The organism is Actinopolymorpha sp. B11F2 (assembly GCF_040195635.1).
GTDB lineage: Bacteria > Actinomycetota > Actinomycetes > Propionibacteriales > Actinopolymorphaceae > Thermasporomyces.
On the sequence record NZ_JBEFTX010000004.1, the window covers coordinates 105,233 to 118,712 of the forward strand.

At 70.5% G+C, this 13,480-nt stretch carries 14 protein-coding genes and 1 pseudogene; 2 read left to right on the forward strand and 13 right to left on the reverse strand.

The features are described 5' to 3' along the window. Positions 1-185 precede the first annotated feature (185 nt). From ABN034_RS09355 to ABN034_RS09370, 4 genes are all read right to left on the reverse strand, one after another. Complete coding sequence (locus tag ABN034_RS09355; RefSeq protein ID WP_349690602.1) at positions 186-416, reverse strand: hypothetical protein; 231 nt, start codon at positions 414-416, stop codon at positions 186-188. Positions 417-717: 301 nt separating this feature from the next. After that, positions 718-2,100, reverse strand: coding sequence for a recombinase family protein (locus ABN034_RS09360; RefSeq protein WP_349690603.1), 1,383 nt, complete (start codon positions 2,098-2,100; stop codon positions 718-720). 17 nt (positions 2,101-2,117) lie between these two features. Beyond that, positions 2,118-3,593, reverse strand: coding sequence for a YifB family Mg chelatase-like AAA ATPase (locus ABN034_RS09365; protein ID WP_349690604.1), 1,476 nt, complete (start codon positions 3,591-3,593; stop codon positions 2,118-2,120). A 1-nt stretch (position 3,594) separates the two neighbouring features. Beyond that, entirely contained in the window at positions 3,595-3,954 is a 360-nt protein-coding gene (locus tag ABN034_RS09370) for a YraN family protein (RefSeq protein ID WP_349690605.1), read from the reverse strand. A gap of 199 nt (positions 3,955-4,153) precedes the next feature. Between ABN034_RS09370 and ABN034_RS09375 the strand changes: the two genes are divergently transcribed. Both ABN034_RS09375 and araD read left to right on the forward strand, forming a co-directional pair. Continuing rightward, positions 4,154-5,836 carry a thiamine pyrophosphate-binding protein gene (locus tag ABN034_RS09375; protein WP_349690606.1) on the forward strand — a complete coding sequence of 561 codons (1,683 nt, stop codon included), beginning with the start codon at positions 4,154-4,156 and terminating at the stop codon, positions 5,834-5,836. Between the two features lie 25 nt (positions 5,837-5,861). Next, positions 5,862-7,694 (forward strand): L-arabinonate dehydratase, encoded by a 1,833-nt coding sequence (araD, locus tag ABN034_RS09380; protein WP_349690607.1) that lies wholly within the window; start codon positions 5,862-5,864, stop codon positions 7,692-7,694. 16 nt (positions 7,695-7,710) lie between these two features. Here araD and ABN034_RS09385 read toward each other — a convergent pair whose 3' ends face one another. The 9 genes and pseudogenes from ABN034_RS09385 to rpsP form a co-directional block, all read right to left on the reverse strand. Beyond that, a complete protein-coding gene (locus ABN034_RS09385) occupies positions 7,711-8,460 on the reverse strand; it encodes a ribonuclease activity regulator RraA (RefSeq protein WP_349690608.1) in 750 nt (249 codons plus the stop codon). Positions 8,461-8,472: 12 nt separating this feature from the next. After that, the gene (locus ABN034_RS09390) at positions 8,473-8,805 is read right to left on the reverse strand and encodes a DUF2469 domain-containing protein (protein WP_349326293.1); all 333 of its coding nucleotides are present in this window, start codon (positions 8,803-8,805) and stop codon (positions 8,473-8,475) included. 179 nt (positions 8,806-8,984) lie between these two features. Continuing rightward, a pseudogene (locus ABN034_RS09395) lies at positions 8,985-9,626 on the reverse strand (ribonuclease HII); the annotation flags it as partial. 30 nt (positions 9,627-9,656) lie between these two features. Continuing rightward, positions 9,657-10,538, reverse strand: coding sequence for a signal peptidase I (lepB, locus tag ABN034_RS09400; RefSeq protein ID WP_349690609.1), 882 nt, complete (start codon positions 10,536-10,538; stop codon positions 9,657-9,659). Positions 10,539-10,617: 79 nt separating this feature from the next. Beyond that, complete coding sequence (rplS, locus tag ABN034_RS09405) at positions 10,618-10,977, reverse strand: 50S ribosomal protein L19 (RefSeq protein ID WP_349690610.1); 360 nt, start codon at positions 10,975-10,977, stop codon at positions 10,618-10,620. 175 nt (positions 10,978-11,152) lie between these two features. After that, the gene (gene trmD, locus ABN034_RS09410) at positions 11,153-11,941 is read right to left on the reverse strand and encodes a tRNA (guanosine(37)-N1)-methyltransferase TrmD (protein WP_502878999.1); all 789 of its coding nucleotides are present in this window, start codon (positions 11,939-11,941) and stop codon (positions 11,153-11,155) included. A 60-nt stretch (positions 11,942-12,001) separates the two neighbouring features. Beyond that, positions 12,002-12,511, reverse strand: a complete 510-nt coding sequence (gene rimM, locus ABN034_RS09415) for a ribosome maturation factor RimM (protein ID WP_349690611.1) — start codon at positions 12,509-12,511, stop codon at positions 12,002-12,004. Between the two features lie 33 nt (positions 12,512-12,544). Next, positions 12,545-12,793: an RNA-binding protein gene (locus tag ABN034_RS09420; protein WP_349326289.1), complete on the reverse strand. Its 249-nt coding sequence runs from the start codon at positions 12,791-12,793 to the stop codon at positions 12,545-12,547. Positions 12,794-12,796: 3 nt separating this feature from the next. Further along, positions 12,797-13,342: a 30S ribosomal protein S16 gene (gene rpsP, locus ABN034_RS09425; protein WP_349690612.1), complete on the reverse strand. Its 546-nt coding sequence runs from the start codon at positions 13,340-13,342 to the stop codon at positions 12,797-12,799. Positions 13,343-13,480 lie beyond the last annotated feature (138 nt).

The window sequence follows — 13,480 nt, forward strand, 5'->3', positions numbered from 1 at the left end:
GCCATCGGCACGCGAGGCCGGCGCGGGCGACCGGCGCCTGACAGACCGAACCGTCGAGGCGCCGCCGGCCACAACGGTGCATAACGTCGGCGCCCTGTGCGACAATGTCGACGTCTCGGTTTGCGTCCGTTCGGCGATTGGCCGCCCCCCTTCCCGTGGGGCGGCCTTTCGTTTGCCTGGTCATGTCAGGCCGCCTCCGGCCCGTCGTCGCGACGCTTGCGGGCGGGGCGGAGTAGGACGGCGAGCCGGTCGCGCTGGTCGGCCGTCAACGGCGGCGCAGTGTCGACCAGGCGGCGAATGTAGTCCTCGGCGTTCGCGAATTTCAGGTCGCGGTCGAGGTCGGTTGTGTCGGCGTTCGGGTGCCACCTACGGGCGGCGGCGAGACGTGATTTGGCAGTGCGGACGCGCTGCGACATGACACGGTCCTTCGAGGTTCCGAGGGTTCGTGTCGAGCCACCTGCGCGCCGGGCGCCGGCAGCCCGCGCAGTGATCCTCGACGCATCGCGGCGGCGCCGCAATCCCGAGACCGCTCCCGTGTGCCGGGCGTCCTCTCGGGGGTGAGGTCGTTCGTCGTTCGTGGCCGGTCGCTTAGCAACCTACCATGCCAACGCGCTTAGCTGCGTTTCGTCGCGTACGTTCGCGTAACTCGCCGCGAACCCCGAACGCCCTTACACACAAGGCCAAACGCAACCAACAGTTGACACCAAACCGCGCGGTTCAGCGCCAGGCGATACCCACCGACTCAGGCCGGAACGTGCGCACACCGCGCCCGACAGGCAGCAGGCGAACCGTCAACAACAGATCAACCACGGCGCGGCGCCGGTCGAGGTCGAGCCCATCCCACGCCGCCGCCACGTCGTCGACGCCGACCAGGGCGCCGAGCACATCGACCCGGCCGGCATCCGCCAACTCGGCCTCGACCACGGCGAGCCGTTCACGCAACGCCCGATCGCGTCGCGCCAACGTCCTCTCGTCGATCTCGAGGTCGACGGCCAGGGCGTCGATGCGGCGGCGCAGGTTGTCGGCCTCGCCGCGCATCCTGTCGACGTCGGGCCGGTCGTGGTCGACGAGCAGGTCGGCCGCGTCGCGGCGAGACATCCGCGCCACGACGACGGCGCCGACGAATTCGTCGATCGGGTCGGCCTTGCGGGCGACGTGCCCCATGCTGCGACACCGGTACGTCCGATAGTTGCGGCGCGACGCGTACCCGCCGCCGCAGTGCACAGTCAGGCCGCACCCGTCGACCCCACACAAAGCGATCCCCGTCAGCAGGAACCGTTGCCCGCCGCCGCCGGTACGTCGGCCAGGATCGGTGAGAACGGCCTGCGCCGCGCGCCACACGTCCTCGGTCACGAGCGACGGCCAGGCCGCCGCGATCAGGTCGCCGTCGAACGGGCGCAGGCCGGCGTACGCGGGCTTGCGGAGCGTCCGTGACACAACTTGCGGCGTCCACCTGCCCGGCTCGCCGGCGTAGGCGCCTCGACGCGTCTGCGGTGTCGTGAGACCACGGCCGCGCCAGTCGCGGGCGATCGCGCCGAGCGACGCGCCAGCCAACAGCGCCTCGTACCCGTCGCGCACGGCGTCGGCCTCGACCTGCCGTGGCGTCATATCGGCGTCGTACCCGAACACGCGCCGGCCGCCCGTGCGACGGCCCTGCGACGCGGCCTGGCGGGCAGCACGACGCTGCCGGTCGGCCTTCTGGTCGATCTCGTGTTGCGCGACCTCGCCGAGGACGCCGGCCGTAAGCCGGCCGGCCGGCGTCGACATGTCGAGGTCGGAGCCGCGCACGAGGGCGACGATCAGGCCGCGCGACTTGCCGGCCTCGACCATGCGGAGCCTGTCGCGTGCGTTGCGGGTGAGTCGGTCGAACGACCAGGCGACCACGGCGTCGACCTGGCCGGCCTCGACGGCGGCCATGAGACGCTCGAATCCTGGTCGCTGCCGCTTGCCGGCGGCCGACATGTCGTTGTCGACGATGGTGTCGACAGTGCGCCAGCCGCGCGCGGCGGCCAGCGTTTCGCAGTCCTCGCGTTGCCGCGCGACGCCGAGACCTGCGCCCGTGTCGTCGCGGGATATCCGCGTGTAGACGATCACTCGCACGTCGGCTAACTTAACACTCAGCCGATCCGAAGGACCCGGTCGGCACCGCGGGCGGTCAACCAGCCGGCGGACAGGTGGCGCTCCAGCGCGGGTAGCGCCGACGGCTCGGGCGGCCAGCGTCTGCGTAGCTCATAGCCGGGGACGTGGGCATTGAGTGACCACGGCAGTCCGGCATAGCGGTCGGCCTGGCGTTCCCGCGCCGACCGGACCCTGGCGGCGACGACCTCGGTCGACTCGACCAGCTGCTGGTCGGCCCGCATCTCCGCCCGCGAGACCGGCTCCACCAGTTGGAGGAGGTCGACCCGGTCCCGGATCGGGCCCGACAGTCGATGCTGGTAGCGGGTGCGGGCCTGGGAACTGCACGTGCAGTAGACCCCCTGGCCGTACGCACGACCGCAGGGGCACGGGTTCGCCGCGAGCACCAGCTGGAACCGTGCCGGCAGCCGCGCCGTTCCCGCCGAGCGGGCGATCACCACCTCGCCGTGCTCCAGTGGCTGGCGGAGCGCATCGAGCACGCTGGGCCGGAACTCCGGTGCCTCGTCGAGGAAGAGAATGCCGCGATGAGCGAGCGAGACGGCGCCTGGTCGGGCGACTCGCGCACCGCCACCCACGATCGCCGGCAGCGAAGCGGAGTGGTGCGGATCGCAGAAGGGCGGCCGGACGATCAGCGGCGCGTCGGCGGGTAGGAGTCCCGCGACCGAATGGATCGCCGTCACCTCGAGCGCGGCAACCAGAGGCAGATCCGGAAGCAGGGCGGGCATGCGTTCGGCGAGCATGGTCTTGCCGGCACCGGGTGGGCCCGACATGAACAGATGATGACCACCCGCCGCGGCCACCTCGACCGCGCGCCGTGCGGCGGCCTGGCCCAGCACCTCGGCAAGATCGAGCCCGTCGAGGCGGTCCGGGCGGCGGAGTCCGCCGTGTTCGTCCACGGTCGCGGCTTCGGCGGCGGAAACGTCGGCAGGCTCGTCCGGAATCTCGTCGCCGCGGAGCAGGGCCACGACCTGACGCAGCGACCGGACCCCGAAGACCTCGGCGTCCTGGACCAGTTTCGCTTCGCCGACGTTGGGTTCCGGGACGACGAACCGCCGCCAGCCCACCGCCGAGGCGGCGATCACGGACGGCAGGGTGCCGCGGACCGGCTTGACCCGCCCGTCGAGCCCGAGCTCACCCAGGATGATCACCGGATCCAACGCCGTCTGAGGGATGACGTCCGCGGCACCGAGCACCGCCAAGGCGATCGCCATGTCGAAGTGGGCGCCGCCCTTGGGCAGTGTGGCCGGTGACAACGCCACGGTCAGTTTCCGCTGCGGCCAGTCCTGATCGGAGTTGGTGACCGCGGCCCGGACACGCGAGCGGGCCTCGGCCAGGGCCGTGTCGGGCAGGCCGACCAGCCCGAAGCCCGGCAGGCCGTTGCCGATGTGCGCCTCCACCTCGACGACGTGCCCTTCCACGCCGGTCAGCGCCACCGAACGCGTACGCGCGAGGGCCATCTCAGTCCACTCCGCGTACGTGCTCGATGACGGCCGGGGCAGTGTCGCTCCGCAGCACACCCACGACGTCGATGCGGACGCCGCCGCTGCGGGCCTGCGGGTGTCCGGCCAGCCATCGCCCGGCGAGCCGGCGGAGCCTCGCCGCCTTCTCCCAGGTGACGCCTTCCAACGGGGTCCCGAAACCTAGCCCGGAGCGGGTCTTGACCTCGCAGACGACCAGGACCGCGCCGTCGAGGGCCACGATGTCGATCTCTCCCAGATCGCAGCGCCAGTTGCGCTCCAGGACGACGAATCCGGCCTCCTGCAGATGCTGGACGGCCAGGTCCTCTCCCTCGCGCCCGATCACATTCTTCGCGTGCACCGGCGTTCACCTCCTGGGCACCACCATGGGGCCGGAGGTGGGAGGGGTGGGCGCGGGCGGCGACGGCTGTGGAAAAGCACGCCGATCTGCCGACTGTGGACAAAACGTGGCAGCGATGGCGTCGTCGGGCACCGGTGAGGTACGAAGGAGGCCAGGCATCCACGCCAGTCGAGCGAACCCTCCGGGAGTCCACGCCGAAATGTCACAGAACGTCGCGAGGACCGTCGTACGGCTTCTCGCCGACGCCGGCGTACGCACCGCCTACACCGTCCCAGGCGAGTCCTTCCTCTCCCTGCTCGACGAACTCGACGCCGAACCCCGCATCAGGCTGGTCTCCACCCGGCACGAGAGCGGTGCGGCGTTCATGGCGGAGGCCGAGGGCAAGCTGACCGGGCGGCCCACCCTCGCCCTGGCCAGCCGGGGACCTGGCGCCACGAACCTCGCGATCGGCATCCACACCGCCCACCAGGACCAGACGCCCGTGATCGCGATCCTCGGCCAGGTCGAGTCGGACGTCCGGGCGAGCGAAGGCCGCGAGGGTTTCCAGGAGGTCGACCTCGCGGCTCTCTACGCGCCCCTCACCGTCTGGTCGCACGAGCCCTCCCGGCCCGCCGACGTCCCGCGGGCGACCGCCGAAGCCCTCACCCGCATGTACGCACCACGCCTCGGCCCGGTGGCGCTCAGCGTTCCGGCCGACTTCTGGGCCGAGGCGTACGACGGCGAACCCCCGAAGCCCACCGCTCCCGCGCCCTCGACGCCTGAGGCGCTCGCGGCCGCCACCCAGGATCTCGCCGCGATGATCGCCACGGCGAAGCGTCCGGTCGCGATCGCCGGCCAAGGAGACCGCGTGGGCCGAGAGTCGCTCCGCCGGGCCTCGGAACGCTTCGGTTTCGGCGTCTACGTCGCGTTCCGCCGGCAGGACGCGTTCAGTGAGGACCACCCGCACTTTCTCGGCCACCTCGGCCTGGGGACCACACCGGCCGTTCTGGAGGCGCTGGACGATGCCGACCTGGTGATGGTCCTCGGTACCCGGCTCGACGCGATCACCTCGCAGGAGTTCCGCTATCCCCTGCCCGGCCAGCGGCTGGTGATACTCGGACGCGGCCTCCCCGAACACGAGCCCGCGTCCGGGACCGTACGCCTCGACGCCGACCCGCAAGCTGTCCTTGACGCTCTGACCGGCGACGCCGGACACGAGCCAGGCGGCACGGACTGGCACGACCCGCACCAGGCGGCGCTGGACTTCTCCCACCACCCCGCGAGGGTCGGCAGCCGACCCGACGCCGTCACCGGCGCCTGTGGCATCCATCCCGCCGACGTGATCACCACGCTGCGCCGGCTGGCTCCCGCCGACGTGATCCTGACGAATGACGCCGGCAACTTCTCCGGCTTCTTCCACCGTTACTGGCGTTTCCAGACCAGCCACCGACTGCTCGGCCCGTGCAACGGCGCGATGGGCTACGCCGTCCCCGCTGCCGTGGCTGCCAAGCTGGCCGCACCGGACCGTACTGTCGTGGCGCTCGTCGGCGACGGCGGGATCCTGATGACGGGGCAGGAGATCGAGACCGCCGTACGCCATGGCACGCCGATCGTCGTGCTCGCCTTCTCCAACCGGATGTACGGCACGATCGCCATGCACCAGGCCCGGGCGCAGGGCCGCCTTGCCGGAATCGAGATCGGCGCTCTCGACCTTGCCCGTTGGGCCGAGGGCCTCGGCGCACAAGGCTTCGTCCTCGACGATCCCACTGCGATCGAGGACACCCTCCGCGCGGCGCTGGCGAGCGACCGGGCGTGTGTGGTCGACATTCGCACCGACCCTGACGTCATCGCGCCCGAACGCCTCCTCTCCCACCTGCTCGACCCCGGCCAGGGCCGGGCCTAGGACCGGTACGTAAGGAGATCCCCCCTTGTCCAGCGATCGACCCGAGTCCAGCGATCGACCCGAGTCCAGCGATCGACCCGAGTCCAGCGATCGACCCGAGTCCAGCGATCGACCCGAGTCCAGCGATCGACCTGGGCACCGTAAGCGTCCCGACGAGCTCCGCAGCCATGCGTGGTACGGCGACCCGGGCCTGCGCGCCTTCGGCCACCGGTCCCGCACCCGGCAGATGGGCATCGCCGCCGAGGAGCATCTCGGCAAGCCCGTCATCGGCGTCGTCAACACGTGGAGCGAGATCAACCCGTGCCACATCCACCTACGCCAGCGCGCCGAGGAGGTCAAGCGGGGCGTGTGGCAGGCGGGCGGCTACCCGGTCGAGCTGCCGGCGATCTCCCTGTCTGAGCCGTTCCAGAAGCCGAGCACGATGCTCTACCGCAACCTGCTGGCGATGGAGACCGAGGAGCTGCTGCGTTCGTACCCCATCGACGGCGCGGTCCTGCTGGGTGGCTGTGACAAGACGACGCCCGCCCTGCTGATGGGTGCGGTCAGCATGGACGTCCCCGCGATCTACGTCCCCGCCGGCCCGATGCTGCGCGGCAACTGGCGCGGGAGTGTGCTGGGCAGCGGCAGCGACGTGTGGAAGTACTGGGCGGAGAAGCGGGCCGGCACCATCACCGACGAGGACTGGGCCGAGATCGAGGAGGGCATCGCGCGCTCGCCCGGCCACTGCATGACGATGGGTACGGCGTCGACGATGACCTCGGCGGCCGAGGCGCTCGGCATGACGCTGCCGGGAGCGGCGTCGATCCCCGCGGCCGACTCGGCACACTCGCGCATGGCCGCCGCCACCGGCCGGCAGATCGTGGAGATGGTGTGGAACGACCGGCGGCCGTCCCACATCCTCGACCGGCGCGCCTACCTCGACGCGATCACCGCCGTCCTCGCGCTCGGAGGATCGACCAACGCCGCCATCCACCTGGTCGCGATGGCCGGTCGGAGCAAGGTGAAGCTGACACTGGACGACTTCGACGCACTGTCGCGGAAGATCCCGGTGCTGGCGAACATCCGCCCGACCGGTGCGTACCTCATGGAGGACTTCTACTACGCCGGCGGGCTGCGGGCGCTCCTTGCGCAGGTGCGTGACCACCTGCACCTGGACCGGCTCACCGTGACGGGTCATACGTTCGGCGAGGTGATCTCGGGCGCGGACGTGCACGACGCCGATGTGATCCGCCCGTGGGACAAGCCGGTGTGGGCCGAGGGCGGGCTGGCGGTACTCCGCGGCAACCTCGCGCCGGGTGGTGCGGTCATCAAGCACGCGGCCGCCGACCCGCGCTTCCACCGGCACACGGGGCCGGCGGTGGTCTTCGAGAACTACCAGGACCTGCAGCAACGCATCAACGACGAGTCGCTGCCGATCACGCCCGACACCGTGCTGATCCTGCGCGGTACCGGACCCAAGGGCGGGCCGGGCATGCCGGAGTACGGCATGCTCCCCATCCCCGACCGGCTGCTGAAACAGGGCGTCCGCGACATGCTGCGGATCTCCGACGCCCGGATGAGCGGTACGAGCTACGGCGCGTGTGTCCTGCACGTGTCGCCCGAGTCCCATGTGGGCGGACCGCTCGCACTGATCCGGGACGGTGACCTCGTGACGCTGGACGTGGCCGCGCGGCGACTCGACATGGACGTGTCCGAGGAGGAGCTGGAACGCCGACGAGCCGCCTGGACCGCGCCGGCCGAGGCGTACGGCAGAGGCTACGGCGCGCTCTACCTCGACCACATCACCCAGGCCGAGGAGGGGTGCGACTTCGACTTTCTCGCCCGGGAGGGCACGGTGGCCGAGCCGGAGAGCCGCTGAGGACCCGCACCCGTCGTCACAGCTGGACGGGCGGGGGATTCCGTTCGGCCCAGGCGGCGTAGCGGGCGCGGGTTTCGGTGTTGGGCGGATAGACGCCAGGCAGGGCAGCCCCCGCGGCGATCTCGGCCTCGACGAACTCCTCGAGGTGTTCCTGCGCCACCGCGTCCCGCGCCACCTCGGCGGCCAGGTCCCGTGGGACGCACACGACTCCCTCCGCGTCGCCCACCATGACATCTCCTGGATAGACCGGCACTTCCGCGCAGCCGATCGGCACCTGGAAGTCGACGGCGTGGTGCAGCGCGAGGTTGGCGGTCGCGGAGACGCCGGCGGCATAGGCAGGGAGTCCCAGGTCGGCGAAGTTCGGCGAGTCGCGTACGGACCCGTCGGTGACCACGCCTGCGGCGCCCCGGCGAAGGAGACGCATGCCGAGAATGCCGCCCAGCGACGCGGCCCGAGCCTGGCCCCGACAGTCCATGACGAGGACCTGGCCCGGACTCACCGACTCGACCGCCTTGCGCTGGGGGTGCTCCGGATCCTGGAACACACTCAGCACGTCGATGTCCTCCCGCGCCGGGATGTACCGCAGCGTGAACGCGGTGCCGACCATCCGTGGCGCCGACGCGTTGAGGGGACGCAGGCCCGCCAGAAACGTGTTGCGCAGCCCGCGGGCCATCAGCTGGGTGGTCAACGTCGCGGTCGAGACCGCCCGCAACGCGGCGATGATGTCGGCGGGGAGCGGCTCGTCGGCCACGGCTCGGTCACCCATTCATGGTCCGCATCAGCGGCTTCCGAACGGCCCGCTGTCGTCCTTCGGGAGCTCCAGGTCGCTCTTGGCGAGCTCCTCGACATTGACGTCCTTGAACGTCACGACCTTGACGTTCTTCACGAACCGGGCGGGGCGGTACATGTCCCACACCCAGGCGTCGGACATGGTGACCTCGAAGTAGGTCTCGCCGCCCTCGCTGCGCACCTTGAGATCGACGTGGTTGGCGAGATAGAACCGCCGGTCGGTCTCGACGACGTACTTGAAGATGCTCACGACGTCGCGGTATTCGCGGTAGAGCTGCAGCTCCATCTCGGTTTCGTACTTCTCGAGGTCCTCAGCGCTCATCGCTCGCGCTCCCCTCCCCGATGCAGGCTCCCCGCGGTCACAGTCACCAGGTCCTCGTCGTGTGTAGGCGGCTCCGCGATCCCTCCGCGGGATCCGCTGCCGGGGTCGTCGCTGACCCCCGGGCCATTCTCACCCATCTCGCCGACAACAGCGGTGTCCGGTGCCTCCCCGGCGGCGACGGCCGCCCGCATCACATTCACCCAGCGCATCCGGTGCTCCGGACACGCTCCGTAGCGCTCAAGTGCTTCCTGGTGATCGGTCGTGCAGTAACCCTTGTGGGTGGCGAAACCGTATGCCGGATAGCGGTTGTGCAGCTTCCGCATGAGCCGGTCCCTGGTGACCTTGGCGATCACCGAGGCGGCTGCGATACACGCGACCACCCGGTCACCTTTCCACACCGCGAGGCCCGGCGCACCCAGCCCGTCCACCGGAAAACCGTCGGTCAGCACGTACGCCGGCCGCGTGTCGAGCTGGAACAACGCCCGGCGCAATGCCTCGATATTCACCCGATGCATCCCAAGTCGGTCACATTCGCCAGGGGGTACGACGACCACGGACCACGCCAGTGCGCGGCGGGTGACCTGGGCGTAGCACCGCTCCCGGGCCCGCTCCGTCAGCAGCTTGGAATCGGCAAGGCCGGGTACCTCGCCCCGCCGACCCGCCGGAAGGATCGCCGCTGCGGCCACCAGCGGCCCCGCGCAGGCGCCACGTCCCGCCTCGTCGACTCCCGCCACAGGTGCCATGTCGGCACGTCCCAGCGCCCGCTCATAGGCGTACAGGCCCGAGTCCCGGCGGACCACGACGCGACGGGAAGGGACCATAGGGCCATTGTGACCTGTGCGGGCCACCGGTCAGGAGGTGCCCTGGCGGCGGCGCCGGACCAGTCGGCGTAGGCCGGCCAGCGGGAACACGACACCCGCCGCGGCGACCAGGGGCGCCGCTCCGGCCGCGACGTCGGCGGCGAGACCGGCCTCGGCGTAGGCGGGTGGCCGGGTCAGGCCGGCGAGCCGGTCGATGGGCCAGACGACCACGAACGCCCGGCCGAGCACATGGTCGGTCGGGATCGTCCCGTTGCCCGGGTCGCTGAGGTGGGAACGGGAGTCGGCGGACGCGGACCGGTGGTCACCCATCACCCAGACCCGGTTGGGCGGCACCTGGATGTCGAAGGGCGTCGCCGACGGCGTGTCACCGCGGAAGAGATAACCGGACTCCTCGAGAGGCTTGCCGTTGACCGTGAGGCGCTTCTGCGCATCACAGCACTTGACCCGGTCTCCTGGAAGGCCGATGACCCGCTTGATGAAGTCCTTCTCCCCCACCGTGGCGAACCCGAACAGCTCGCCCACCTTGCGGAGAAAACCCTCCACCGGGCCGCTCGGCGGGGCGATGACGATCTCGCTCTCCCAGGAGTCGGCTCCGTTGAAGACGATCACGTCGCCGCGCTGGATCTCGCCCAGCCGGTACGCGAGCTTGTTGACGAGCACGCGGTCCCCGGGGACCAGCGTCTCCTCCATCGACTCCGAGGGGATGTAGAACGCCTGGATGAGGAACGTCTTGATCAGGAGAGCGAGGCCGAGGGCGAGGATGACGAGTACGGGCAACTCGCGCCAGAACGACCGTTCCTGTGCGCGCCGGCCCTGCTCGCCGCGCTGGCCGCCGGTCCTGCCGCCGTCGCGACTGCCGTCGGCCGTGCGTTCGGCAACCTCGCGCCGGTCGGACTCATCCTTGGACCGCACCGTCCGCGCCCTCCCCGAGATCGACTCGCGACCAGTCGCGATCTCCCGTGTTCACCGCGTCGAGCCTAGACGACGAGGATCAGCGGCCGGGCGCTGACTCGCGCTTCTCCTTGATCTTGGCCGCCTTGCCGCGAAGGCCGCGGACGTAGTAGAGCTTGGCCCGCCGGACGTCACCCCGCGTCGCGACCTCGATCTTGTCGATGACCGGTGTGTGCACCGGGAAGGTCCGCTCGACGCCGACGCCGAAGCTGACCTTGCGGACGGTGAAGGTCGCCTTGATGCCGGCGCCACTGCGCCTGATGCAGACGCCCTGGAACACCTGGATCCGGGAACGGTTGCCCTCGACGACCCGCACGTGAACCTTGAGCGTGTCGCCGGCCTGGAATGCTGGTACGTCGGTGCGCAGGGACGCGGCGTCGACGGCCTCGAGCGAAGTCATGATCTTCTCCTTGTGGTGCCACAGGTCACCACCGGTGGCGGTGGGCAACTCATCGAACGGGGGACAGAAAAGTCCCGAAGCGCCTCCCCTGCGGCAGAGGCGCAACCGGCCGCCGCGGCAAGATCCGCGCGGCGCCAACGGCCAAGTCTGGCATATGAGCCTCGGCGGTGCCGAATCACCCTGGCGACCAGCCTTCGGCGGCAAGGACTTCGCGATCACGGTCGTCGAGAGCATCCCCGGCCACAAGCCGGTCGATCAGGTCGGGCCGACGGCGGAGAGTACGCCGCAGGGACTGGTCCCGCCGCCAGCGCGCGATCCGGCCGTGGTGACCGGACAGCAGCACCTCCGGGACCTCGCGGCCCTCCCAACGTGCCGGTTTGGTGTAGACGGGGTATTCCAGCAACCCGGTCCACGCCCCACTCGCGTGGGACTCCTCGACCAGGGACTCCGGGTTGCCGATCACCCCGGGCACCAACCGCGCCACGGCCTCGACGATCACCAGGACGGCGACCTCGCCGCCGGCCAGCACGTAGTCGCCGAGCGAGACCTCCTCGACACCCATCCTGGTGGCGGCGTGGTCGAGGACCCGCTGGTCGATTCCTTCGTACCGTCCGCAGGCGAAGAGCAGCCAGGGCTCGGTGGCGAACTCCGCGGCGAGCGCCTGGGTGAACGGCCTACCACCGGGGGTCGGCACCACCAGCCTTGGCTGCGGGGCATCGGCCGGAGCAAGCGAGTCGAGCGCCTCGCCCCACGGCTCGGGCCGCATCACCATGCCGGCGCCACCGCCGGTGGGGGTGTCGTCGACGGTGCGGTGGCGGTCGTGCGTCCAGTCCCGCAGGTCGTGCACGCGCAGGTCGATGAGGCCCGCCTCGACCGCCTTGCCGACGAGCGAGAGCCGCAGCGGGGCGAGATAGTCCGGGAAGATCGAGACGATGTCGAGCCGCATCCGGGACCTCCCGTTCATTCCGGCTCCCGTTCATTCCGGCTCCCGTTCATTCCGGCTCCCGTTCATTTCGGCTCCCGTTCATTCCGGTTCGGGGCCGATCAGCCCTTCCGGCGGGTCGATGGTGACGGTCCCGGCGTCGACGTCGACCCCGGGGACGATCGCCGCCACGAACGGCACCAGGATCTCGCGGCCGTCGTCCGTACGCACCGCGAGAACGTCCTGCATCTGCAGGTGGAGCACCTCGGCCACCTCGCCCAGGTGTTCTCCACCCACAGTGGCGACCCGGAGCCCCACCAACTGGTGGTCGTAGAACTCGTCCGGGTCGTCCAGCTGTTCGTCGTCGGGTACGTCGACGACGAGCAGGACACCGCGCAACTGCTCGGCCGCCGTCCGGTCCTCGACACCCTCGAACGCCACCAGCAAACGGGCGCCGTGCCATCGCAGGGACTCGATCCGCACGACACCACGATCGGTCGCGAACTCCGCCCCGACGGTGAACCGCAGCTCCGGTTGGTCGCTGCGGACATCGACGGCGACCTCACCACGGATCCCGTGAGCACGACCCACCCGGCCGACGACGATCTCCATCGATGCCGCCTTGCGCTCCCCCGCTCCGACGCCCTAGCGGCCGGAGCGCTCGCCGACCTCGACGAAGTCGATGCGCGGAGCGCGTCCCTTGTCGAGGGCGCCGATGACGGTACGAATGGCAAGCGCGGTGCGGCCCCGGCGACCGATCACCCGACCGAAGTCGTCGGGGTGCACCCGCACTTCGTAGGTGCGGCCACGCCGGAGCTCACGAGTCGACACCCGGACCTCGTCCGGGTGAGCGACGATGCCGCGAACCACGTGCTCGAGCGCTTCGGCGAGCACGGATCAGGCCCCGCTCTCGCCTTGGGCCGCCTCGGCTTTGTCCTCGGCCTTCGCGTCAGCCTTGTCCTCAGGCTTCGCCTCAGCCGTGTCCGCAGCCTTCGCTGTCTTCTTGGCAGGCTTCTTCTCGGCCTTGCCGCCCTCGTCGGCGGAGTCCTTCGACTTGCCGCGGGCCTTCTTCTGGCTCACCGCTTCGGTCGCCGGCTCGGAGTGGGCGTCACGGAGGGCCTCGTCGAACAGCGTCCGCTTGTCGGCCTTCGTCGGGGGCACCTGCAGCGGCTCGGCCGGAGGCGGCTCGCCCTTGAACTTCTGCCAGTCGCCGGTGCGCTTGAGGATCGCGACCACCGGCTCACTCGGCTGAGCCCCCACCGACAGCCAGTACTGCGCGCGCTCGGAGTCGACCTCGATGAAGCTCGGGTTGGTCTTGGGGTGGTACTTGCCGATCTGCTCGATCGTCTTGCCGTCCCGCTTGGTGCGCGAGTCGGCGACGACGATCCGGTAGTAGGGCGCACGGATCTTGCCCATGCGCTTCAGCCTGATCTTGACGGCCACGAGTGTGGTGTCTCCCTGTGTGGATGGAGGTGAGCCAGCGGTGACCGTGTGGGGGTCGGCGCGCCGACGGCTCGAGGGGAGCCGGACGATCGCGGGTTGAGAGGGCTCGCGAACGCCGGACTCGGCCGCCCATTGTGC